Genomic DNA, 23,806 nt, shown 5'->3' on the forward strand with positions numbered 1-23,806 from the left:
TTAGGAGCCCCCCGGCTCTCCATCCACCGGAAGCTACACGCTTGTTCGACGTTGCGCTTCCCCTACTGGAGAGAAGTGCCCCGGATTATCGAAAATCATCGCATTCGGGAGTGATGAGAGGTTAAGAGTTACTCGGGCCCGAACCCGAGAGCCGTGTACTCCTTCTCGTCCGCCGAGTACGGCTTGCTGATCAGGTCCTTGCCCATGAAGAGACGGCCGCTGGTGAACAGCAGCTCGGAGCTCTTGGGGACCATGGAACTGATGGCGCTCAGGACGCTGTCGGAGGCCGGGGTCTCCAGCAGCGTCGTCTGCTTCAGCGACGTGCCGTCCACGGAGATGACCTGCGGACCCTTGTCGACCGAACCGTCCCGGTACGCGAGGACGTTGCCGCCGTCCATGCGGATCGGGAAGATCTCGTTGCCGTCGCCCGCGTCGATCCTGTCGCCGGTGGTCTTGCCGGTGGCCAGGGAGAAGGAGACGATCTCGTTGGTCTGGGTGTACTCGGCGGTGCCGTCGTGCTGCTTGGTCGGGACGTAGAGCTTGTCGTTGCCCACCGCGATCGCCTTGCAGGCGTACACCTCGCCGACACCGCAGTCGTGGGCGTACTTGCCGTCCTCCAGCGTGATCTTGACGCGCAGCTTGCCGCTGTCGTCGAGCGAGAAGACGTCCGTGGCACCGGTGACGGTGATCTCGGCGGAGTCCACGCCGAAGACGACGGGCTTGGTGGAGATCACCTTGGCGTTGTCGATGCCCTTGGGCAGCTTGTAGGTCCACTTCACGCTGCCCGACGCCGGGTCGAGAAGCTGGACCTCGAAGGTCTCGCTGCCGTAGTCACCGCACTTGCGGACCGCGACGAGCTGTTCGCCGCCCGCGTAGCCGACGTCCGCGCAGGTGTCGACCTTCGGCTGCCACAGCACCTTGCCGGACTTCACCTCGAAGGCGGCTCCGCCGTCGTAGCCGCCGCCGACCGCGACGGTGGTGCCGGAGATGGTGACCTCCTCGAACGCCACCTTCCGGCCGCTGCTCTCGGCGCTCTTCGACCAGAGCTGCTTGCCGGTGTTCAGGTCGAAGGCGGTGACCTGTGTGCAAGGCTCGTGATCACCCTTGCTGTTGCGCTCGGTCTCCTCCGAGACCACCGCGGCGATGCCGTCCTCGGTGACCTCCCGCGAGCCGGCACAGGCCTGGCCGGACAGCGGAAGCGTCCACTTCTTGCTGCCGGTGTCCGGGTCGTAGCCCACGATCTCGTTGACACCGCTCTTGGCGTACACCGAGTCGGTGAGCCAGGACCCGGCGACGCTGTCGATCTGGTCGTCCTTGACCTCCGGCGCGGGCACCTGGAAGAGGACCTCGGCACTCGGGTCTGCCGGAACCTTCTCCTTGCCGTCGCCGCCGCCCGGGGTGTCCTCACCCTTGTCGTCCTTGCCGCCGGTGCCACCCGTCGTACCCGAGGAGTTGTTCTTGCTGTCGTCCCTGCCGGAGGACTTCGCGTACCAGACACCGCCGCCGATGATCAGCGCGACCGCCACCACGGCCGCCACGATGATGACCACCGAGCTGTTGAACTTCCGCCCGCCGCCTCCGCCTTGGGGCGCCGGCGGGTAGCCGTACGGGGGCTGCTGCTGCGGGTATCCGTACGAAGGCTGCTGCTGGGGGTATCCGTAGCCCGGCTGCTGACCGCCTGGCTGGGGCGGCGGCGGGGTCTGCGGATAGCCGTACGGCTGCTGCGGCGGAGTGGGAGGAACGGGCGAACTGGGCGGACTGGGCGGACCCGCCTGCGGATAGCCGTACCCGGGGCCCTGCGCGGGCGGCGGAGGCGTCGGGACACCGAACCCACCCGGAGGCGGACTCTGAGGAGCGCCGAACCCACCGGGGGGCGGGTCCTGGGGAGCACCGAAACCACCAGGGGGCGGGTCCTGCGGTGCGCCGAAACCACCCTGCGGGGGCTGGTTCGGGGGTGGCGGGGGCGGCGGCTGGCTCATGGCGTGGGTACCTCGGTTGTCCGGACGGGAGAGGAGAGGGGAGAGGAGGAGACGGCAGCGGAAGAGGAGAGGCCGGTCACTCGCCGAACGCCAGCATCAGCTTTTCCTGCTCGTCACCCGTGCCCGTCAGCCGGGTGGTGGAGATGTAGAAGCGCCCGTCCACATAGTCGACCGCCTTCGAGTAGAAGCCGCTCTCGATGTCCGCGGTGCCCTGCGGGTTCTGCAGCAGCTTGGTGGCCTGGTGGCTGCTCCCGGTCGTCGGGATCGACACGACCTGGCCGCCGGCGTCGTACGAAGGCTGGACGTAGGCGATGAGATTCGTGCCGTCCATCTTCAGCGGCAGCATCGACTCGTCCGCCGGGGACTTGACGCGCCACTTCTCCTTGCCGGTCGCCAGGCTGATCGCGACGATCTCGTTGGCGCCGGTCGTCGCCTCGGTCGGCAGGTAGAGGGTGTCGGCGTCGGCGGCCGTGCCCGTGCAGCCCTGAAGGTCACGGGCGAGGATGGCCCAGCCGCACTCGGGCGCGAAGGACTCGTCGACGTCGACCTGGGAGCGGAGCGTGCCGTCGGCCTTCAGCGTGGAGACGTTCCACTGGTCCTTGTCCTCGTTGGTGAGGTAGAGGACGACGGGGTCGACGGAGTAAGTGCGCGCGACCGTCCAGCCCTTGGGGATCGTCTTGGTCCACTTGACCTTGCCGGTCGCCGGGTCCAGCTCCTGCACCTCGTCGTGCTCGTTGTCGGTGCTCGCGCCGCAGGAGGAGACGGTGAGCAGTTTGGCGCCGCCCGTGAACGCGGCGGGGTAACAGGCCTGCCCGTACTTCTTCTTGTCCCAGAGCTTCTTGCCGGTGCCGGCGTCGTACGCGGTGCCCGACATCGAACGGCCGACCATCAGGGTGTCACCGACGAGGGAGAGTTCGATGGACAGGGCGCTGTCGAAGAGGTCACCGTCTGCGACCTCCGCGGTCCAGCCCTTCGAACCGGTGGCGAGGTCGATCTCCTGGAGCTGGTTGCACTTGGCGCTGTCGCTCGCACCGTTCATGTAGGCGACGACGACCTTGTCCGCGGTCGTCTTCTGCGGGGTGACCGCGCAGATCTTCTGCGGGAACGTGAGCGCGTCCCAGGCAGGCTGCCCGTCACCGACGTTGTACGCGAAGACCTGCTTGTACGCCGCCTTCACCGCCGCCTTGTCGGTGATCCACTGGCCGGGGGCGTCGGCACCGGAACCGGGCGCGTCGGGCGCCTCCTTGTACCAGAGCACCTTCGACTCACCTGCCTGGCGGCCCTCGTTGAGGTTCTCCGGATCCTCACCGCCGTCGCCGCTGCCGTCACCCGGGTTGACCGGGGCCGCGGAGCCCGTGGTCTTGCCGTCGTCGCTCTTCTCCGCGACCGGCTTCTTTCCCTCGTCGTCCCCGCCGCTGCTGACGGCGAACACGGTGCCGCCGATGACGAGCAGCGCGGCCACCGCGGCACCGATGATCACCGCGGGCCTGCCCTTGAAGGGACTCTTGGAACCACCGCCGGGAGGCGGCATACCCGGTGCGCCCGGGTACTGCGCCTGCGGCGGATAGCCGTAGCCGGGCTGCTGGCCATAGGGACCGGGCTGCTGGCCGTAAGTGCCGGGCTGACCGTAGGGACCTTGGCCGTACGGGCCCGGCTGCTGCGGCTGGCCGTACGGGCCCGGTTGGCCGTGGGGGGCGGGCTGTTGGGGATATCCGTAGCCCGGCTGCGGGACTCCGGTGGGCGGCGCCTGCGGGGGCGCGGGAGCGTGCGGGGGTTGCGCGGGCGGAGGCGGGGCGCCCTGCGGTGCCCCTTGCGGCGCGCCAGAAGGCGTACTGGAAGGCGCGCTCGGAGGCGGACCCGAAGGCGCGCCCGGAGACGTGCTTGGGGGCGTACTACTGGGCGTGCTTGGGGGCGCACCGAACCCGCCCTGCGCACGCGGATCCTGCGGCGGCCCGAACCCACCAGCCCCCGACTGGTCCTGCGGCGGACCGAAACCGCCCGCTCCCGGCTGGTCCTGCGGCGGGCCGAACGCACCTGCCCCCTGCTGGTCCTGCGGCGGGCCGAACCCACCTGCCCCCGGCTGATCCTGCGATGCTCCGAAGCCGTCCTGCGGCGGCTGATTCGGCGGCTGACTCATCAGCGCGTCCCCCTGTTCACTGATGCGGCGCCCCACCGGCGGCGCTGGATTCCCGCCATACCCGGTGGTTCTCAGACTTTTCTCAGACGGCTCTTTCTATCACTGTGAGGGCCCCTGACACCGGGCCGGTGCTCCCCCTGTTCCCAAGGGAGGACCGGCCCGTAATGGGGTCGTTACGCGCCTTCACGGGCCCTTCACGCCCTGCGCGCACGGCGCACGCGCCCGGCTTGCACAGCCGGTTGGGCGTCCCGGATGCGCGTTCCGGTCACGCGTCGCGGTGGCGCGCTTCGGTCACGCGTCGCGGTGGCGCGTTCCGGTTACGCGTCCTCGGCCAACTCCATCCAGCGCAGCTCCAGCTCATCGCGTTCCACGATCAACTCCCGCAGCTCGGCGTCGAGTTCGGCGACCTTCGCGAAGTCCGTGGCGTTGTCGGCGATTTGGGCGTGCAGCTTGGTCGTCTTCTCGGAGACCTTGTCGAGCTGCCGCTCGACCTTCTGGAGTTCCTTCTTGGCGGCGCGGGTGTCCGCGGACGAGGCGGCCTTGGCGGTGGGTGCCGGCGCGGAGGCGAGAACGGTGGCGGCCGCGACCGCCTCCATCTTCTTGCGCCGCTCCAGGTACTCGTCGATCCCGCGGGGCAGCATCCGCAGTGTGGCGTCGCCGAGCAGCGCGTACACGTTGTCCGTGGTCCGCTCGATGAAGAACCGGTCGTGGGAGATCACGATCATCGACCCGGGCCAGCCGTCGAGCAGGTCCTCGAGCTGGGTGAGGGTCTCGATGTCGAGGTCGTTGGTGGGTTCGTCGAGGAAAAGGACGTTCGGCTCGTCCATCAGCAGCCGCAGGATCTGAAGCCGCCGCCGCTCACCACCGGAGAGGTCCCCGACGGGCGTCCACTGCTTGTCCTTGTTGAAGCCGAACGTCTCGCAGAGCTGCCCCGCGGTCAGCTCGCGCCCCTTGCCGAGGTCGACCCGGTCGCGTACCGCCTGGACGGCCTGCAACACCCGCCAGGTGGGGTCGAGTTCGGCGACCTCCTGGGAGAGGTAGGCGAGCTTGACGGTCTTGCCGGTGACAATCTGTCCGGCGACGGGCTGCTTCTCGCCGTCGCTGCGGGCGGCCTCGGCCATGGCCTTCAGGAGCGAGGTCTTGCCCGCGCCGTTCACGCCGACGAGCCCGACCCGGTCCCCTGGGCCGAGGTGCCAGGTCAGGTGCTTGAGCAGCACCTTGGGGCCGGCCTGGACGGTGACGTCCTTGAGGTCGAAGACGGTCCTGCCGAGCCGGGAGCTGGCGAACTTCATCAGCTCGGAGCTGTCCCGCGGCGGCGGCACGTCCGCGATCAGTTCGTTGGCGGCCTCGACGCGGAAGCGCGGCTTGGACGTACGGGCGGGGGCGCCACGCCGCAGCCAGGCAAGCTCCTTGCGCACCAGGTTCTGCCGCTTCACTTCCTCCGTGGCGGCGATCCGCTCACGCTCGGCACGCGCGAAGACGTAGTCCGAGTAGCCGCCCTCGTACTCGTACACATCGCCCTTCTGCACATCCCACATGCGGGTGCAGACCTGGTCGAGGAACCAGCGGTCGTGGGTGACGCAGACGAGGGCGGAGCGGCGCTGGCTCAGGTGCCGGGCGAGCCAGGAGATGCCCTCCACGTCCAGGTGGTTGGTGGGCTCGTCGAGGATGACCAGGTCCTGGTCCTCGATGAGCAGCTTGGCCAGCGCGATACGGCGCCGCTCGCCACCGGAGAGCGGGCCGATGACGGTGTCGAGTCCCTGCGGGAAGCCGGGCAGGTCGAGACCGCCGAACAGGCCGGTCAGTACGTCTCTGATCTTGGCGTTGCCCGCCCACTCGTGGTCGGCCATGTCCCGGATGACCTCGTGCCGGACGGTGGCCTCGGGGTCGAGGGAGTCGTGCTGCGTCAGGACGCCGAGGGTCAGCCCGCCGGAGTGGGTGACCCTTCCGGTGTCGGCCTCCTCCAGCTTGGCGAGCATCCGGATGAGGGTCGTCTTCCCGTCGCCGTTGCGGCCGACCACGCCGATGCGGTCTCCCTCGCTGACGCCGAGGGAGACCCCGTCGAGCAGCGCACGGGTGCCGTACACCTTGCTGACGGACTCGACATTGACCAGGTTGACGGCCATTTCTCTCCTGACAAGGGGGACTCAGCCTCCCAGCCTAATGTGCGCCGGCCGGTGGCCGATCCCCGCAGGTCAGCGTGACGCTGCCGCGCGTACCTCGGTGAGGAGGTCGTACATCGTCTGTCCGGGGCAGTCCGTCTGGAGCCAGTCGCGGTGGCCACTGACCGTGGTCACGTCCTTGGTGGCGCCGCTGACGGGGTTGACGAAGGTGACCTTCGCCTGGGGGTCCAGGCCCTTGAAGCGGGCGATCGCCTTGATCAGCCGGGTCAGGGACTCCTTGGCCGCGTCCGTGGGGGCCTGATCGGTCAGGGTGGCGATGAGGGCGATGCCGAGGTTGCCGGAGTTGTAGCCGGAGGTGTGGAAGGCGGTGACGAGCTTGCCGTCCGCGTCGAAGGCCGGGACGCCGTCGTCGCCGGAGTAGCGGCCCTCGTAGATGACACCCGCCTCGTCGATGAGGAAGTGGTAGCCGATGTCGCCCCAGTCGAGGGTGACCGCGTGGTACTCGTAGATGGCCCGCACGGTCGCGGCCGGGTCGGGGTCGGCGTTCGGGGTGTCGGTGTGGTGGACGGTGATCGTCTGCAACGGGTAGTACGTCTCCGGGGAGTTGACCTTCCCGTCCTTGTACCGCTTGGACTCGTCGGCGCCCCAGGCCGGCCGCGAGAGGTACCCGACGCCACGCACCCGCGTCGTCTCCGACGGCACCTGGAAGGTCTTGTCGGCCCCGCCCGTGGTGTCGATCGCCAGCGAGCGCACACCACTCGCGCCGTCCGGCGCCTTCACCTGGTACGCGGTGGCGTCCCCCGCCGCCACCAGCGCCGTCCCGCCGTCCTCGACCGTCGCGCACCCCGCGCCCAGCGTCTGCCAGTCACCAGGCGCCGCGGCATCGTCCGTGAACCGGATCCCGGCGCCGTCCTGGGCGCCGGCCCAGCGGAGGCCGACGTAGGAGATGGCGAAGCCGGCGGTGGCCTCGCCCGTACCGGTGGCCGCCTCGGTCCGGGTCGCCGGGAACTTCTCGGCCTTCGTACCCGAGTCACCCGCAGGTGCGTCGCTCGGCTCGTCGGACTCGGTCGCCGCGAACACGACCGGCGTCAGAGCGGCGGCAGCGGCCACGCCACCCGCGGCGCCGATCACGCCACGACGGGAGAGGGACCTCTTCCGGCGGTGAGCAGGGGTGGGGGAAGGGGGAGTTGCTGACACTGGGGTGCCTTCCATCGTCATTCAGCGAGGCGCTCGAAACTCAGCGAGGCGCTCGAAGGTTGATCACTACTGTCCGGCATCCCCCGCCCCATCTTCGGCGCCCCAGGCCGCGACAAGGTCAACTCCCCGTACAGGCTGGGCAAAGACGCGCCGGGCAGTGCCTCCCCGGGGCGACGAGGAAGTCCCGGTCAGTGTCCGAGGACCGTGGCGCCCGGCGCCGCCCCGGACGCCGTGCGCACTGTCCGGCAGGTGCCGGAGGCGGACAGCGCACGGGCCACCTCGGCGGCCGACTCCGGGTCGGCTGCGAGGAACGCCGTGGTCGGGCCCGAACCGGAGACTAGGGCGGCGAGGGCGCCGGCGGCGCGGCCCGCGGCCAGGGTGTCGGCAAGCTCCGGGAAGAGGGAAAGGGCCGCGGGCTGAAGGTCGTTGGAGACGGTGGCCGCGAGGGCGGCGGCGTCTCCCTTCGCGAGGGCGTCGAGCAGTTCCTGCGAGGCGACGGGCTCGGGGATCCGTACGCCCTCGTTCATCCGGTCGAACTCCCGGAACACCGCCGGGGTGGACAGCCCGCGCCCGGCCATCGCGAACACCCAGTGGAAGGTCCCGCCGACCTCCAGCGCCCGCAGCCGCTCGCCCCGCCCGAGGCCGAGCGCCGCCCCGCCGACCAGGCTGAACGGCACGTCGCTGCCCAACTGGGCGCAGATGTCGAGGAGTTCCTCGCGGGAGGCGTTCGTACCCCACAGGGTGTCGCAGGCGAGCAGGGCGCCCGCTCCGTCGGCACTGCCGCCCGCCATGCCGCCCGCGACGGGGATGTCCTTGGCGATCTGGAGGTGCACGGCGGGGTCGATGCCGTACCGGCGGGCGAGTTCGACGGCCGCGCGGGCCGCCAGGTTCGTCGCGTCGAGGGGAACCTGGCCGGAGTCGGGGCCGGTGCAGGTGATGCTCAGCTCGTCCGCCGGAGTCACCTTGACCTCGTCGTACAGGCCGACGGCGAGAAAGACGTTGGCCAGGTCGTGGAAGCCGTCGGGGCGGGCGCCGCCCACCGCGAGCTGGACGTTGACCTTGGCGGGGACGCGTACGGTCACGGGCACGGGCACGGTCACTTTGCCGTGGACTCCTTGTTCTCGGCGGCGTTCTCGGCGGCGTTCCCGTCGACGTTCTCCGCGGCACGGTTCTCGGCGACACGGTTCTCGGCGACACGGTTCTCGGCGATACGGGCGAACTCCTCGACGGTCAGCGACTCGCCGCGTGCCTGCGGTGAGACACCGGCGGCGACGAGCGCGGTCTCGGCGGCGGCCGCGGAGCCCGCCCACCCGGCGAGGGCAGCGCGCAGCGTCTTGCGCCGCTGGGCGAACGCCGCGTCCACCACCGCGAACACCTCCCGCTTCGTGGCCGTGGTCTTCACGGGCTCGGCGCGCCTGGTGAGCGACACCAGCCCGCTGTCGACGTTCGGTGCGGGCCAGAACACATTGCGCCCGATGGAACCCGCCCGCTTCACGTCCGCGTGCCAGTTGGCCTTCACCGACGGGACGCCGTACACCTTCGAGCCGGGCGGGGCCGCGAGCCGGTCGGCGACCTCGGCCTGCACCATCACCAGCGTGCGCTCGATGCTCGGGAAGGTGTCGAGCATGTGCAGCAGCACGGGGACGGCGACGTTGTACGGCAGGTTCGCCACCAGCGCGGTGGGGGCGGGGCCGGGGAGCTCCCGTACCTGCATCGCGTCGGAGTGCACGAGGGAGAAGCGGCCTGCGCGGTCCGGCATGCGTGCCGCGATGGTCGCGGGGAGCGCTCCGGCGAGTACGTCGTCGATCTCCACGGCGATGACCCTGTCCGCTGCTTCCAGCAGCGCGAGGGTCAGCGAGCCGAGCCCTGGGCCCACCTCGACGACCACGTCGTCGGGGCGGACGCCGGCGGTGCGGACGATGCGGCGCACCGTGTTCGCGTCGATCACGAAGTTCTGGCCGCGCTGCTTGGTGGGCCGCACGCCGAGGGCTCCCGCGAGTTCGCGGATCTCGGCGGGGCCCAGGAGGGCGTCGGGGGTGGGGCTGGTCACGGACCCAGGGTACGGGCTGGAGATTTCCAGCCCGTCCGGCGTTTGAGGACGAGGCCGTTCAGGCCGAAGCGGGGGTCTGGGGGCGGCAGCCCCCAGGAACAAGGGACGGGCAGGGGCGGAGGGGGCGACTGCATCCTTTGAGCGGCTCCGCCGCGGGCCGCCCCTCACCCACCCAACCGCGCCCCACAATGCGGCCAAGGACTGGCCCCCCGCCGCACGTACAGCTTCTTCGCGCGGAACGTCTGCTCCGCCGCGGGCGCGTCCTGCGGCCGCCCCGCACCCCCGAGCCCCTGCCACGTCCGGGTATCGAACTGGTAGAGCCCTCCGTACGTACCGGAGGGATCCACCGCCCCGGGCCGCCCCCCGGACTCACACGCCGCAAGCCCGGACCAGTTCAGATGATCGGCCCCGCCGACGGACGTGGGCATCGGCTTCGTACCGACCCTCACCAGCTGCGCCCGCGGCTCCCGCACCACCTCGGACCGGACACGCCGCGGCTTCTGCTTGACCCCGTTGACGGTCCGCAGGAGGTACGTGACCCGCCGGGCCCCGGGCTGCCCGGCCCGCTCCACCACCTCGGTCCCCCGGAACAGCGAGGAATCCTGGGTCCGCTCCACGGCGAACGGAATCGACTCCTCGCGGACCTCCTTGGTCCCGGTGATCCGCATGACGGTGACGGTCTGCCCGTCCCGGGGGAAACTGCCGGGCGCGACGGAGGTGGTGTCCTGCCCGCGGAGGGTGATCCCGGCCTCGTCGAGGGCCTCGCGCACGCTCGCCGCGTTCGTACGGATCGTCCGCGCCCGCCCGTCCGCCATGATCGTCACGGTGCGCTCGGTGCGGACGTGGAGGGTCAGCCCGGCGCGGCCGATCGGCTGGGAGCGCGAGGTCGACACGTACGCCCCCTCCGCGCGCACCCCGAGCTGCCGGAGCGCCCCGTCCACCGTGTGCGCCGTCGTCCACACCTTGCGCCGCTGCCCGTCGAGGGTGAGGTGCACAGGGCGGCCGTAGTGCACGGCGACCTCGTCGCCGGTCGTGAGCGCCGTGCCGGGGGCGGGCGCGACCACGTCGTGCGCCCCTACGTCGACGCCCTCGTCGGCGAGCAGTTCGGTCACGTCGTCCGCGAAGGTGTGCAGCGTGCGCGGCTTCCCGTCGACGGTGAGCTCGATCGCCTTGTCGTTGGCGACGAAGGCGGAGGTGCCGCCGGCCAGGAACGCGACGACCAGTGCCTGGGGAAGCAGCCGCCGCAGGGAGTCGGGGCGTTCGCCGGTGCCCTTGCGCCGGGCCGCGCGCCGGGCCTCTGCACGGCCACCGGGGCGCGGGGCGGCGGACCCGGCGGCGGCCTGCCGGGGCAGCCGGGGCTCGGTGGGAAGGTCGGCCTCCGGCGCGTAGGCCTCGTAGGCCTCGTAGGCGGGCGCGTACGTGTCCTCGTAACCGCCGCCAAGGCCGTACGGCGTTCCTTCGGTACCTGTGGTTCCTGCGGTTCCTGTCGTTCCGTACGTCTCGTACTGCGAGTTGCTCACGACGACACGCTCCAGGAGAGTCCGGATCGGGCGACCAGAACCTAGCGGAGCGGTCGTCACTCTCCAAAGCAACGCGGCTACGCTGTGTCGCGACACTGCCCTGAGGTGCGACCGGAAAGAACCCCCGGAAGTGTTATCCGTCAGTAATCAAACGCACGGGCGGTGTTGGCGGAGATCGAGGTCGCGAGCGCGTCCTCGTCGATGCCCCGTACCGCGGCCATCGCGCGCACCGTGACCGGAATGAGATACGGCGCGTTAGGCCGTCCGCGGTACGGCGCGGGGGTCAGGAAGGGCGCGTCGGTCTCCACCAGGACGAGCTCCAGCGGCGCCACGGCGAGCGCCTCACGCAGCGGCCGGGCGTTCTTGAAGGTCATGTTGCCGGCGAAGGACATGAAGTAGCCGGCGCGGGCGCACACCTCGGCCATCGCGGCGTCACCGGAGTAGCAGTGGAACACGGTCCGCTCGGGGGCGCCCTCCTCCTGGAGGATGCGCAGCACGTCGGCGTGGGCGTCGCGGTCGTGGATGACCAGGGCCTTGCCGTGTCGCTTCGCGATCTCGATGTGGGCCCGGAAGGACCGCTCCTGGGCGTCCTTGCCCTCGGGGCCGGTGCGGAAGTGGTCGAGCCCGGTCTCGCCGACGCCCTTGACGTGCGGCAGGGCAGCCAGCCGGTCTATCTCGGCGAGCGCCTCGTCCAGCGCGGCGTCGCCGCCCGGCGCCCGCTCGCCCTGCCGGGACCAGCCGTCGGGGTCGCCGTGCACGATGCGGGGCGCTTCGTTCGGGTGCAGCGCGACCGTCGCGTGGACGGCGTCGTACGCGGCAGCCGTCTCGGCCGCCCAGCGCGAACCCTTCACATCGCAGCCGACCTGTACGACGGTCGTCACTCCGACCGACGCGGCCTTGGCGAGGCCCTCGTCCACCGTGCCGGACTGCATATCGAGGTGGGTGTGCGAGTCGGCCACGGGCACGCGCAGCGGCTCGGGGAGGGGCGGGGCTTCGGTCGTCCGGGTAGGCATGCCCCGATCCTACGAAAGGGGCATGCCCGCACTCACCCCGATTCTCTGCCGGGGCGCCGGGTCAGCCGGCCTTGCGGTGTGCGAAGGGGTGCAGCAGATCCGAGAGGTGCCAGTGGTGCGGTTCCTTGGGCGCGTCCTGGGACTCCCCGAGTGCCTCGTCGAGCGGCGCCTCGGACTTGCGCCGCGGCTGGGCGGTCCGCTGCTGCAGGCGGTGGAGGGACTCCTGCACGGAGGACACCTGACCGGCACGCATGATGCGCACCACGTGGTTGTCGCAGTTCAGGCAGGTGGGACGGCTCAGCGGCGACGGCACGACACGGCCGTCCGCGACGTACATGACGAACTCGGCGCCTTCGGCGTCGCGGTGGTGCTCGATCTCGTACGACTGCTCCCACCCGTGCCCACAGCGCATGCAGGCGAAGGAGTACGACTCGTTGACGACGGCGGTGGCCGCTGCGCTGCGGGGACCGGTCTGTCCTGCGATCTCACTCATGCCAGCTCCTCTGTCCGCTGGACAAGCGCCTCCGGCTGGCGGAGGCGGAGGGACGGTGCGTCCCTTCATTCAGTGGACGCTTCTCCCGGCGCGAGTGCACGAGACCTGTCGAGTGTTGGAGCCGTCTTGGCCTTTCCTTGCCCCAACGCTCCTGGTGAGGGGCCTGTGCTTTGCCTTCAACGGTAGCCCTTTGCCCGCTTATGGGGCAGTGTCGACAACGCGCTTATATGGGGCTCTTCCGAGGCGTTTCCGATGGTGCCCACGGGGCCTACGATGCGCCGCTCCGGGCCGCGTTCTTCGCCGCGACCACCGCGTCGAAGACCTCCCTCTTCGGCAGCCCGGCCTCCTCCGCGACCACGGCGATCGCCTCCTTGCGCCGCTCCCCCGCCTCCTCGCGCACCTGGACCCTGCGCACCAGTTCGGCGGCGTCCAGCTGCTCGGTCTTCTCGGGAGCGCCCTCGACGACGACGGTGATCTCGCCGCGTACGCCCTCGGCGGCCCAGGCGGCGAGCTCGCCCAGCGGGCCGCGCTTGACCTCCTCGTACGTCTTCGTCAGCTCGCGGCAGACGGCGGCGCGCCGCTCCGTGCCGAAGGCCTCGGCCATCGCGGCGAGGGTGTCGTCGACGCGGTGCGGTGCCTCGAAATAGACCAACGTGCGGCGCTCGTCGGCGACTTCACGCAGCCGGGAGAGCCGTTCGCCCGCCTTCCGGGGCAGGAAGCCCTCGAAGCAGAAGCGGTCGACGGGCAGCCCCGAGAGTGCGAGCGCGGTGAGCACGGCGGAGGGGCCAGGTACGGCGGTGACCTTGATGTCCTTCTCGACGGCGGCCGCGACCAGGCGGTACCCGGGGTCCGAGACGGACGGCATCCCGGCGTCGGTCACGAGCACCACCCGCGCCCCGCCGGCCAGCGCCTCGACCAGCTCCGGCGTCCGGGCCGCTTCGTTGCCCTCGAAGTACGAGACCACGCGCCCGCCGACCTGTACGCCCAGCGCCTGGGTGAGCCGCCGCAGCCGCCGGGTGTCCTCGGCGGCGACGACATCGGCACCGGCCAGTTCCTGGGCGAGCCGGGGCGGCGCGTCCGAGATGTCGCCGATGGGGGTGCCTGCCAACACGAGGATTCCTGTCACGGTCCCATCCTCGCAGGGCCCCGGCGGGAGAACCTCATCCGGCCGGAAGGGCCCGGGCGCGGGACTCCCACAGAAGGGTTCCCTACGATGGCGCGGTGACCAGTACCGCGTCCTCCACGGACACCCGGCAGGGCCAGGCCGCCGAAGACCAGCGGCCGTCGTGGCAGCAGCGGCTGCGCCGCTTCGGATACACGGCAGGGCCGACCATCGACGTACGGGACCGGCTGGTGCCGCCGTACGCCGAGCCCAGCCCCCGTATCTGGGCGACGATCGGGCTGGGCCACAGGCTCGCCGAGCGCCTCACGCGCTGGTCGGCGTGGGTGGGACCGCTCCTGGTGACCCTGGTCGCCGGGGTGATGCGGTTCTGGAACCTGGGCAATCCCAAGGCGGTGATATTCGACGAGACGTACTACGCCAAGGACGCCTGGGCACTGTTCAACCGCGGCTTCGAGGTCAACTGGGCCAAGGACGCCAACGACCTGATCCTCCAGGGCGACGGCAACGTCCGGATCCCGACCGACGCCGCCTATGTCGTGCACCCGCCGGTCGGCAAGTACGTCATCGGGCTCGGCGAGTGGATGTTCGGGTTCAACCCCTTCGGCTGGCGCTTCATGACGGCGGTGCTCGGCACGCTGTCAGTGCTGCTGCTCTGCCGGATCGGCCGCCGCCTCTTCCGCTCGACCTTCCTCGGCTGTCTGGCCGGCGCGCTGATGGCGGTCGACGGCCTGCACTTCGTGATGAGCCGCACCGCGCTGCTCGACGGCGTGCTCATGTTCTTCATCCTCGCCGCCTTCGGCTGCCTGGTCGTCGACCGCGACAAGTCCCGCGCCAGACTGGCTGCCGCGCTCCCGCCGGACGAGGACGGTTTCGTACGCCCCGACGCGTACGTCGCCGAAACCACCCGCCTCGGCTGGCGCCCCTGGCGCTGGGGGGCCGGCCTCATGCTGGGCCTGGCCCTCGGCACCAAGTGGAACGCCCTCTACTTCCTGGCCGCGTTCTTCGTGATGGCCCTCCTGTGGGACGTCGCCGCGCGCCGCGTCGCCGGTGCCCGTCATCCGTACATCGCGGTCCTGAAGCACGACACGGGCATCACGTTCCTGTCCACCGTCCCCGTCGTGATCGTCACCTACCTGGTCTCCTGGACCGGCTGGATCCTCTCCCCGGGCAACGGCAAGGGCGGCTACTTCCGCAACTGGGCCGTGACCGACGGCAAGGGCGGCAACTTCACCTGGCTCCCCGACTGGCTGCGCAGCCTGTGGCACTACGAGAACCAGGTCTACGAGTTCCACGTCGGCCTCTCGTCCCCGCACCCCTACCAGTCGAACCCGTGGAGCTGGATCGTCCTGGGCCGCCCGGTCTCCTACTTCTACGAGTCCCCGGCCCCCGGCACCGACGGCTGCCCCACGGACGCGGGCGAGAAGTGCGCCCGCGAGGTGCTTGCCCTTGGCACCCCGCTCCTGTGGTGGGCGGCCTGCTTCGCGATCCTCTACGTCCTGTGGCGCTGGGCCTTCCGCCGCGACTGGCGCGCGGGCGCGATCGCCTGTGCCGTCGCGGCCGGCTACCTCCCCTGGTTCATGTACCAGGAGCGCACGATCTTCTTCTTCTACGCCGTCGTCTTCGTGCCCTTCCTCTGCCTGGCCGTCGCCATGATGATCGGCGCCATCATCGGCCCACCGGGCTCCACCGAACGCCGCCGCGTCGTCGGCGCCACAGCCGCGGGCGTCCTGGTCCTGCTGATCGCCTGGAACTTCATCTACTTCTGGCCGATCTACACGGGGCAGGCGATCCCCATCGACCAGTGGCGGTCGCGGATGTGGCTGGACACCTGGGTCTAGCCGGGCGGACACACGGCGGATGGCGCGGCGGACCGCCGCGCCATCCGCCGATCAGTTTCAGGCGGACTGCAGGGTCCGGGACGGCACCTCGCCGAACCGGGCCCGGTAGCGCTGGGCGAACCGGCCCAGGTGTGCGAATCCCCACTGGTAGGCCACGTCCGTGACGGTCACCGTCCCGGGGGCCGCGAGGAGCAGTTGCTCGCGCACCCGCTGGAGCCGGACCTCGTGGACGTAGTTCATCGGGGACATGCCGAGGTTCTTGCGGAACGCCTCCTGGAGGGTGCGGACACTGACCTGGGCGATGGTGGCGAGCTGGGCCGCGTCGTATGGCTCGGCGGGCCGCTCGCGTACCGCGTCCATCACCCGCTTGACCGCAGCGGGCCGCATGGACGGCGGCGGTGCCTCCAGCGCCTCGCGGTACTGGTGGTCGCTCGACAGCAACAGGCCCTCCAGCAGGGCCTGTTCGATCCGGCCGGCGAACATCGGCTGCCGCAGCAGGCCATGGGGCACGTCCCTTTCCAGCAGACACCACGAGACCAGGTTCAACCAGCTCCGCCCCGGACCGCTGCTGACGTCGAAGGACGGCGCGAGGACGGGGCGGCGGTGCACCGGACGGCCCAGCAGCGTCTCCAACTGCCTTATCATCACCGCCTTGTCGATGCTCACGTTGAGCACGTCGCAGTCGGGCGACCAGTCGTCGACAAAGTTGTCGCCCGCCGGGTCACGGACCACCGCGCGGCCGGGGCTGGCGTACGAGACCGGCTTCTGACCCTGCCGCTCGGAGAAGAAGCCGGTGATCGGCACCCCCACGTTGTAGGTACCCACTTCGCTGGTTCGCCCTCTGATCTCCGCGCCGAAGCTCATCCTGCCGACCTTCAGCGCGCCCAGATCGACGACGGAGAGGCTCGCGACAAAGGCAGTGGCGTCTCCCCGCACGCCGATCCACACATCGGTGAAGGACGTCGTGAGCACCGCCCGGATCTCGTCCACGTCGCGCGTGGAGTAGCTGCTGAACGCCACGGTCTGGGCAGCCTGTTGCACCTCCATACGAGCCCCCTCGTCCACACCAGGATGGCACCGCTGGTGCATCCCCCGCACGCGATAGGACGGTTGTCGCGACCACCGACGCCCGAGCCGCCGGACGCGCCGCGCGTTCGGGTATGCGGCTCGGCCCCCGGGCCTAACAATCGTGGAAACTTCACCCCCACATGTCACTCCCCCCGCATAGAGTGCAAAGAAGACGACTCTTTCTGAACGCGTTCAGAAGTTCGGGAAAGGGTCCACGGGGAGGGGAACGCGCGATGCGCAAGGGGGCAAAGGCCGCCATCGTCGGCAGTGTGTTCGCGGTGATGGTGGGGGGTGCCGGTTACGGCGCGTACAACGTGGTGACCGCGATCAGCGGGGACGGCGGGACCAGCGGGTCGTCCGGGCCCGCGCCGGTGAAGACCGGCCCGCCGGGCGCCGACGAGGTCGAGGACGCGTCGGCCAAGTTCTTCGCGGCCTGGGAAAAGGGCGACGCGGTCACGGCGGCGGCGCTGACGAACAACGACGCGGACGCGGAGCCGGTGCTCGACAGCTACGGCGCCGCCGGACACATCACCGGGGTGCGGATCACGCCGGGCACGCCGTCCGGTGCGTCCGTGCCCTTCTCGGTGAAGGCGACGGTGTCCTTCGACGGGAAGAGCAAGCCACTCTCGTACGACTCGAAGCTCACCGTCGTACGCGGGCTCACCACCGGGAAGGCGCTGGTCGACTGGCAGCCGTCGGTCATCCATCCCGAGCTGGAGAAGGGCGACACGTTCGTCACGGGCGAGGCGGCGGACCCGCCGATCGAGGCGGTGGACCGGAACAACGTTGTCCTGACCGCGGAGAAGTACCCGTCGCTGGGCCCGGTCCTGGACGAACTGCGCGGCAAGTACGGCGAGTCCGCGGGCGGCACGGCAGGTGTCGAGCTGGCGATCCGGCACACGGACGCGACCGCGGGCGACACCACGCTCCTGACCCTCGCCAAGGGTGAGCCGGGCAAGCTGCACACGACGCTCAGCGCGAACGCGCAGGCGGCGGCCGAGAAGGCGGTCAAGGAGTACGACAACTCGTCCGTGGTCGCCGTGAAGCCGAGCACCGGTGAGGTGCTCGCGGTCGCCAACAACCGCGAGGACGGCTTCAACGCGGCCTTCCTCGGCAAGGTGGCGCCCGGCTCCACCATGAAGATCATCACCGCGTCGATGTTCATAGACAACGGCGTGACCTCGATGAACGGCCCGGCGCCCTGCACGTCGACCGCCGTCTGGCAGAGCCAGACCTTCAAGAACCTCACCGGCATGGAGCCCAACGAGAACGCGACCCTCGCCAACAGCTTCATGCGGTCCTGCAACACCGCCTTCATCAATCTCATCGACGGCACCGACACGGCCCCGCTCACCGACGAGTCGCTGACGACCGAGGCACAGACCCGGTTCGGTCTGGGCCAGGACAACTGGAAGACGGGTATCGCGTCCTTCGACGGCAGCGTCCCCGCCTCCGGCGGCCCGGACCGCGCGGCGAACGCGATCGGCCAGGGCGAGGTCCAGCTGAACCCGCTGAACCTCGCCTCGGTGACGGCGACCGCCATCACCGGCACCTTCCGGCAGCCGGTCGTCGTCTCCCCCGAGCTCGACGACCGCCAGCTGGCCACCGCCAAGGGGCTGCCGTCGAACACGGTCTCGCAGCTCCGCTCTATGATGAACGCCACCGCCGTCAGCGGCACAGCCGCCAAGGCCATGGCGGGACTCGACGGCAGCATCGGCGCCAAGACCGGCTCCGCCGAGATCGACGGCGAGGCCGTGTCCGACAGCTGGTTCACCGGCTACCGGAACGACGTCTCGGCCGCCGCGCTGGTCCAGGGAGGCGGCCACGGAGGCGACGCGGCCGGCCCGATCGTCGCAGCTGTGCTACGAAGCGGTGGCTGAAGTCACTCCTCACAGGGCGGGACCCTAGGGTGGTGCCTCTCGTTGAGGAGCATGTGGGCACGGGGGCACCAGGGGAACCAGCGGAGGACATTTAGCTGTGGGCAACAGAAGACGCGTCGCCGAGGGCAAGAGCAACAAGAAGACGAAGCCTGCCGTCCTCGGCGGGGTGATCGCCGTCGTCGTCGCGGGTGGGGCGTTCGGCGCGTACAGCCTGTACGGCGGTGACGCGGCCGCGGAGGACAGGGCGTCGTCGACGGCCGCCGACGAGAAGGCCGTCAAGACCGGTCCGCTGTCGGCCACCGAGGTGACCACCGCTGCCACGAAGTTCCTCACCGCCTGGCAGAGCGGTGACGTCACGACGGCCTCCGCCGCCACCGACGACGCGGCGGCCGCGAAGACCCTGCTGACCGGCTACACCAAGGACGCGCACATCACCGGCGTGACGCTGACGAGCGGCACCCGGTCCGGAGCCGTCGTCCCGTTCACCGTCAAGGGCACGGTCACGTACGAGGACACGAGTAAGCCGCTCACGTACGAGTCGAAGCTGACGGTCGTACGACGGGCCAAGGACGGTGTTCCGCTGGTGAGCTGGAAGCCGTCCGTCGTGCACCCGGACCTCCAGGACGGCGACAAGCTGGTCACCGGCGAGTCCGGTACGCCCCCGATCAAGGCCCTCGACAAGCACGGCGGCGAGCTGACCACCGCCAAGTACCCGTCCCTGGGCACGGTGTTGGACGGGCTGCGCGAGAAGTACGGCAAGACGGCCGGCGGCAAGGCGGGCGTCGAGCTCCAGGTGATCCGCAAGGCCGCGGCGAAGGGCGAGGAGAAGACCCCCGACAAGACGCTGCTGACGCTCAGCGAGGGCACGCCGGGGACCGTGAAGACGACGCTCAGCCCCACCCTCCAGGCCGCCGCCGAGGAGGAAGTGGCCAAGAAGGCCAAGTCGTCGGTGGTCCTGCTGAACGCCTCGACGGGCGAGATCCTCGCGGTCGCGAACCAGAGCCACGGCTTCAACACCGCCTTCCAGGGCTCCCTCGCCCCCGGCTCCACGATGAAGGTCATCACGGCGTCGCTGCTCATCGACGAGGGCCTCGCCTCGGCGGACGAGCCGCACCCGTGCCCCAAGACCTTCACGTACGGCAACTGGAAGTTCCACAACGACGACGACTTCGAGATCAAGAACGGCACGTTCAAGGCGAGCTTCGCGCGCTCCTGCAACACCGCCTTCATCAGCCAGGCCCCCGAGCTGGAGAACGACAGCCTCACCAAGCAGGCCCAGCAGGCGTTCGGCCTCGGCATGGACAACTGGGCCATCGGCGTCCCGTCCTTCGACGGCGCGGTGCCCGTGCAGTCGGAGGCGCAGATGGCGGCCTCGCTGATCGGCCAGGGCGGGGTCCGCATGAACCCGCTGAACATGGCGTCGGTCGCCGCCACGGTCAAGTCGGGCACCTTCCACCAGCCGTACCTGGTGGCCCCGACCGTGGACGACCGCAAGCTCGCCACGGCCTCCCGCACCCTGTCCGCCGACACCCTCTCCCAGCTCCGCGAACTCATGCAGTACACCGCCTCGTCCGGCACCGCCGCCGAGGCGATGTCCGGCCTCGGCCCCGACTACGGCGCCAAGACCGGCTCCGCCGAGGTCGACGGCCAGGACAAGCCGAACGGCTGGTTCACCGCCTACAAGGGCGACTTGGCAGCCGCGGGCGTCGTCCAGCAGGGCGGCCACGGCGGCGACACGGCGGGCCCGATCGTGGCGGCGCTGCTGAAGGCGGGGAGTTAGCCGCTCCGCATCAGCTGCGGGCATGCGTGCCGCTAGGGGCGGCACGGGTGGGCGCAGGCGGCACCCCATAAGCGCCGGGCTGCGCACCCACCCCGACGCCAGCACCACCCGGGCCCACCGCCCCCCCGACGCCCGCGCCACCCCCGGCCCACCCACCGGAACCCGTTCGCATGCCCCGTACACCCACCACTACGGTGCCTTTCATGACCGCACCAGAAGAGACCGCCGCGAGCCCCCGCTTCGCCGAGGCCCTGCGCGAGCTGGGCCTCGGCGACCTGATCCCCCGGGTCCGGCGCTTCCCGGACGCGACCCGCACCGCCGCAGAGGCCGCCGCAGCGATCGGCTGCGAGCTGAACCAGATCTGCAAGTCACTGATCTTCGCGGCGGACGGCGTCCCCGTACTCGTCCTCATGGACGGCGCGTCCCGCGTCGATGTCGAGCTCGTACAGCGGGAGTTGGGCGCCAAGAAGGTGACGCGCGCGAAGGCCGACCTCGTGCGGGAGACGACGGGGTACGCCATCGGCGGCGTACCGCCCTTCGGACACCGCTCCAAGACCCGTGTCCTGGCTGACCGTTCGCTGCTCGACCACGAAACGGTGTGGGCCGCCGCGGGCACCCCGTACGCCGTCTTCCCGATGGCCCCCAAGACCCTGATCGCCCACGCGGGCGGCACGCTGGTGGACGTGCGCGAGCAGACTCCATGACCCCCCTGGTCACCGCGGCCGTCCTGCTCGCCGCGGTCACCCACGCCTGCTGGAACGCGATCGCGCACCGCATCACCGACAAGCTGGCAGGCTTCACGCTGATATCGGGCGGCGGCATGCTGATCGGGCTGGCGATGGCGCCGTTCGTGCCGGTGCCCGCGTCCGGGGCGTGGCCGTATCTGATCGCGTCGGCCGTCATCCACCTCGCGTACTACGTCCTGCTGATGCGCTCATTCCGGCTCGGCGACTTCGGCCAGGCCTATCCCATAGCCCGGGGTACGGCTCCCCTCATCGTCACCGCACTGGCTGCGGTCTTCGCGCACGAGATGCCCAACGGCTGGGCGGCGGCGGGGATCGCGCTGTCCTGCGCGGGGCTGACCGGCGTCGCGCTATGGGGCCTACGGGGCCATCGCCCCAACTGGGCAGCGATCGGCGCGGCGTTGGCGACGGGGGTGTCGATCGCCGCGTACACCGTCGTGGACGGCCTGGGCGTACGCGCCTCCGGCTCCTCGCTCGGGTACATCGCCTGGCTGATGGCCATCGAGGGCATCGCGATCCCGGTGTACGCGGCGAACCACTGGCGCGGCGAACTCCTCACCGTCCTACGCCCGTTCGCCCCCCTCGGCCTGCTCGGCGCGGCCCTCTCCGTCGCGGCGTACGGCCTGGTCCTCTGGGCCCAGACCCGCGCGGAACTGGCACCCATCGCCGCCCTCCGCGAGTCCTCGATCATCGTCGGCGCGGCCATCGGCGCGGTCTTCTTCAAGGAACGGTTCGGGGCGCCCCGGATCGCGGCGGCGGGGCTCCTGGTGGTGGGGATCGGGCTGATGCTGCACGCCGGGTGAGCGGTTGGCCGATGGTTTCTGTCAGGGGGTTGCTGTCGAGGCTGGGTCGCGCAGCCCGGCGCTCACGGGTACCGCTATTCGCGGACGGACGCCGCCCCAGCGGCACGCATACCGGGTCTTCGAAGCTAGGCGGTGAAGCCAAGCAGGATTGGCAGATCCGTACCACTCGCAGCCTCCGAACGGCCTGGTGACAACGGTCGGAGCTGGTACAGATCTGCCAATCGTCGCCATCGGCGGAAGTCGCGGTCTTACGGTCGCCGACGCGCGCACCGCTCAGGTTTGAAAACCCCGCATGCCCACAGCGGGGGACGGCTACGACAGTGCAGTCCTTACCGCCCCCACCAACGCCTGCGCCCGCGCATCCGCCGTCACGCTCTTGCGGAAGCCGTTCGTCACATAGCCGAAGGTGATCCCCGACTCGGGGTCGGCGAAACCGAGGGCGCCGCCGCGGCCGGGGTGCCCGAAGGAGCCCGGAGGCAACAGGGGGGAGGCCGTGCCGTGGAGCATGTAGCCATGCCCGAAACGGGTGTTGACGACCAGGACGCGGTCAGGTCCGGCGGACTGTTCCGTGCGGGCCGCCGAGACGGTGGCCGGGGAGAACAGCCGTACGCCGTCCACCTCCCCGATCAGGGAGGCGTAGAAGCGGGCGAGGCCCTCCGCCGTGGCGATCCCGTTGGAGGCGGGCAGGACGGCCGCCCGGTACGCGGCGTCGTTCTCGTCCGGCAGCGGGGTGATCGCGGCGAAGGCGCGGCGGGTCAGCGAGGCAGGGTTCGCGTACGCCTCGGACACCGACCGCTTGGGCCGGGTCCGCAGGCCGCCGGGCGCCGGAGGTGCCTCGACCTGCCCGACCCGGCCGACGCGCCCTGCCACCGCGTCCGGCAGCCCGACCCACAGGTCCAGTCCCAGCGGCCCGGCGATCTCCTCGGCGATCCAGTCACCGATCGAGCGCCCGGTCACCCGCCGTACAAGCTCTCCCGTCAGCCAGCTGTACGTCTGTGCGTGATACCCGTGGTCGGTGCCCGGCTCCCAGACGGGCGCCTGCGCCGCCACCGCCGCGGCCCCGAGATCGGGATCCGCCGCCTCGGCGGGTGTCAGCGGGCGGTCGAGGACGGGCACACCGGCCCGGTGCGCGAGGACGTGGCGTACGAGCGTCCGTTCCTTCCCCCGCGCCTTGAACTCCGGCCAGTACGCGCCGACCGGAGCGTCGAGGTCCAGCAGACCGCGCTCGGCCAACATGAGCAGTACGGCGGCGGCGACGCCCTTCGTCGCGGAGCGCACGATCTGCGCGGTGCCGTGCTCCCAGGGCTCGGTACCGTCCACGTCCCGCGTGCCACCCCACAGGTCGACGACCTTGCGCCCGTCGCGGTACACGGCGACGGCGGCGCCCCGGTCCCCGAGCGTGTCGAAGTTCGCCGCGAACGCCGCCCTGACCGGCTCGAAGCCCTCGGCCACTGTGCCGTTCACGTCCACGTCCGCACTCCCTGTCGCCACACGCCTGCCAACAGTGCGTGCAACACGCATCCAGAGGCCGCGATTCCTACCCGAGCAGGATCGTGACCTCGATGTTGCCGCGGGTGGCGTTGGAGTACGGGCAGACCTCGTGGGCCTCGTCCACCAGCTTGGCCGCGACGTCCTGGTCGACGACGGGGAGCGAGACGCTCAGGGCGACCGCGAGGCCGTATCCGCGCATTTTGTTGGGGCCGATGCCGACCTTCGCGGCGACCGTGGAGCCGGAGAGGTCGAAGCCGGCGCGGCGGCCGACCATGACCAGGGCGTTGTGGAAGCAGGAGCTGTAGCCGGCCGCGAAGAGCTGCTCCGGGTTCGTGCCGTTGCCGTCCCCGCCGAGCGCCGGCGGCATCGCGACCCTCAGTTCGAGCTGGCCGTCCTGGCTGGTGACGTAGCCGTCCCGGCCCCCGTGCGCGGTGGCCTCGGCGACGTACATGATCTTGGTCGGGCGGGTGTCGACAGTGGTGCCGTCGATCATGGCGGGACCTCCCCCGGGGCGGGCGGCGCAGGAGCGGGCGAATGCATCGCGCACACGTTATCGAGCGGCACGAGC

18 protein-coding genes are annotated in these 23,806 nt (G+C 70.7%); 5 read left to right on the forward strand and 13 right to left on the reverse strand.

What is annotated here, in order from left to right:
* Window positions 1-128 precede the first annotated feature (128 nt).
* The 10 genes from ACFVKT_RS20225 to rsmI form a co-directional block, all read right to left on the reverse strand.
* Window positions 129-1,979 (reverse strand): PQQ-binding-like beta-propeller repeat protein, encoded by a 1,851-nt coding sequence (locus ACFVKT_RS20225; RefSeq protein WP_385733336.1) that lies wholly within the window; start codon window positions 1,977-1,979, stop codon window positions 129-131.
* Window positions 1,980-2,055: 76 nt separating this feature from the next.
* Window positions 2,056-4,116: a PQQ-binding-like beta-propeller repeat protein gene (locus ACFVKT_RS20230; RefSeq protein ID WP_385733338.1), complete on the reverse strand. Its 2,061-nt coding sequence runs from the start codon at window positions 4,114-4,116 to the stop codon at window positions 2,056-2,058.
* A 317-nt stretch (window positions 4,117-4,433) separates the two neighbouring features.
* On the reverse strand, window positions 4,434-6,242 hold the full coding sequence (locus ACFVKT_RS20235) for an ABC-F family ATP-binding cassette domain-containing protein (RefSeq protein ID WP_385733340.1): 1,809 nt from the start codon (window positions 6,240-6,242) through the stop codon (window positions 4,434-4,436).
* Window positions 6,243-6,311: 69 nt separating this feature from the next.
* The gene (locus ACFVKT_RS20240; RefSeq protein WP_385733342.1) at window positions 6,312-7,370 is read right to left on the reverse strand and encodes a peptidoglycan recognition family protein; all 1,059 of its coding nucleotides are present in this window, start codon (window positions 7,368-7,370) and stop codon (window positions 6,312-6,314) included.
* Between the two features lie 254 nt (window positions 7,371-7,624).
* The gene (locus ACFVKT_RS20245) at window positions 7,625-8,524 is read right to left on the reverse strand and encodes a 4-(cytidine 5'-diphospho)-2-C-methyl-D-erythritol kinase (RefSeq protein ID WP_385734192.1); all 900 of its coding nucleotides are present in this window, start codon (window positions 8,522-8,524) and stop codon (window positions 7,625-7,627) included.
* Between the two features lie 8 nt (window positions 8,525-8,532).
* Window positions 8,533-9,486 (reverse strand): 16S rRNA (adenine(1518)-N(6)/adenine(1519)-N(6))-dimethyltransferase RsmA, encoded by a 954-nt coding sequence (gene rsmA, locus ACFVKT_RS20250; protein WP_385733343.1) that lies wholly within the window; start codon window positions 9,484-9,486, stop codon window positions 8,533-8,535.
* A gap of 164 nt (window positions 9,487-9,650) precedes the next feature.
* Complete coding sequence (locus ACFVKT_RS20255; RefSeq protein WP_385733345.1) at window positions 9,651-11,006, reverse strand: ubiquitin-like domain-containing protein; 1,356 nt, start codon at window positions 11,004-11,006, stop codon at window positions 9,651-9,653.
* Window positions 11,007-11,146: 140 nt separating this feature from the next.
* Window positions 11,147-12,019, reverse strand: a complete 873-nt coding sequence (locus ACFVKT_RS20260) for a TatD family hydrolase (RefSeq protein ID WP_385733347.1) — start codon at window positions 12,017-12,019, stop codon at window positions 11,147-11,149.
* Between the two features lie 61 nt (window positions 12,020-12,080).
* Entirely contained in the window at window positions 12,081-12,512 is a 432-nt protein-coding gene (locus ACFVKT_RS20265) for a hypothetical protein (RefSeq protein WP_385733349.1), read from the reverse strand.
* Between the two features lie 268 nt (window positions 12,513-12,780).
* Complete coding sequence (gene rsmI / locus ACFVKT_RS20270; protein ID WP_385733351.1) at window positions 12,781-13,638, reverse strand: 16S rRNA (cytidine(1402)-2'-O)-methyltransferase; 858 nt, start codon at window positions 13,636-13,638, stop codon at window positions 12,781-12,783.
* A gap of 95 nt (window positions 13,639-13,733) precedes the next feature.
* On the opposite strand from rsmI, the gene ACFVKT_RS20275 reads away from it, so the two are divergent.
* Entirely contained in the window at window positions 13,734-15,473 is a 1,740-nt protein-coding gene (locus ACFVKT_RS20275) for a dolichyl-phosphate-mannose--protein mannosyltransferase (RefSeq protein ID WP_385733353.1), read from the forward strand.
* A gap of 57 nt (window positions 15,474-15,530) precedes the next feature.
* Here the strand turns inward: ACFVKT_RS20275 and ACFVKT_RS20280 are convergent, their stop codons facing one another.
* Window positions 15,531-16,520: an AraC family transcriptional regulator gene (locus ACFVKT_RS20280; protein WP_385733355.1), complete on the reverse strand. Its 990-nt coding sequence runs from the start codon at window positions 16,518-16,520 to the stop codon at window positions 15,531-15,533.
* 254 nt (window positions 16,521-16,774) lie between these two features.
* Between ACFVKT_RS20280 and ACFVKT_RS20285 the strand changes: the two genes are divergently transcribed.
* The 4 genes from ACFVKT_RS20285 to ACFVKT_RS20300 all read left to right on the forward strand — a co-directional run bounded on the left by ACFVKT_RS20285 (window position 16,775) and on the right by ACFVKT_RS20300 (window position 21,747).
* On the forward strand, window positions 16,775-18,421 hold the full coding sequence (locus tag ACFVKT_RS20285; RefSeq protein WP_385733357.1) for a penicillin-binding transpeptidase domain-containing protein: 1,647 nt from the start codon (window positions 16,775-16,777) through the stop codon (window positions 18,419-18,421).
* Between the two features lie 97 nt (window positions 18,422-18,518).
* On the forward strand, window positions 18,519-20,201 hold the full coding sequence (locus tag ACFVKT_RS20290; protein WP_385733359.1) for a penicillin-binding transpeptidase domain-containing protein: 1,683 nt from the start codon (window positions 18,519-18,521) through the stop codon (window positions 20,199-20,201).
* A gap of 170 nt (window positions 20,202-20,371) precedes the next feature.
* Window positions 20,372-20,905, forward strand: coding sequence for a YbaK/EbsC family protein (locus tag ACFVKT_RS20295; RefSeq protein WP_385733361.1), 534 nt, complete (start codon window positions 20,372-20,374; stop codon window positions 20,903-20,905).
* Window positions 20,902-21,747: an EamA family transporter gene (locus ACFVKT_RS20300; RefSeq protein ID WP_385733363.1), complete on the forward strand. Its 846-nt coding sequence runs from the start codon at window positions 20,902-20,904 to the stop codon at window positions 21,745-21,747. The genes ACFVKT_RS20295 and ACFVKT_RS20300 overlap by 4 nt, the downstream gene beginning before the upstream one ends.
* A 312-nt stretch (window positions 21,748-22,059) precedes the next feature.
* Here ACFVKT_RS20300 and ACFVKT_RS20305 read toward each other — a convergent pair whose 3' ends face one another.
* Window positions 22,060-23,217, reverse strand: coding sequence for a serine hydrolase domain-containing protein (locus tag ACFVKT_RS20305; protein WP_385733365.1), 1,158 nt, complete (start codon window positions 23,215-23,217; stop codon window positions 22,060-22,062).
* Between the two features lie 67 nt (window positions 23,218-23,284).
* Window positions 23,285-23,731: an organic hydroperoxide resistance protein gene (locus ACFVKT_RS20310; RefSeq protein WP_385733367.1), complete on the reverse strand. Its 447-nt coding sequence runs from the start codon at window positions 23,729-23,731 to the stop codon at window positions 23,285-23,287.
* Between the last annotated feature and the right edge of the window lie 75 nt (window positions 23,732-23,806).

It is taken from the genome of Streptomyces sp. NPDC127595, from assembly GCF_042671685.1.
Lineage (GTDB): Bacteria > Actinomycetota > Actinomycetes > Streptomycetales > Streptomycetaceae > Streptomyces.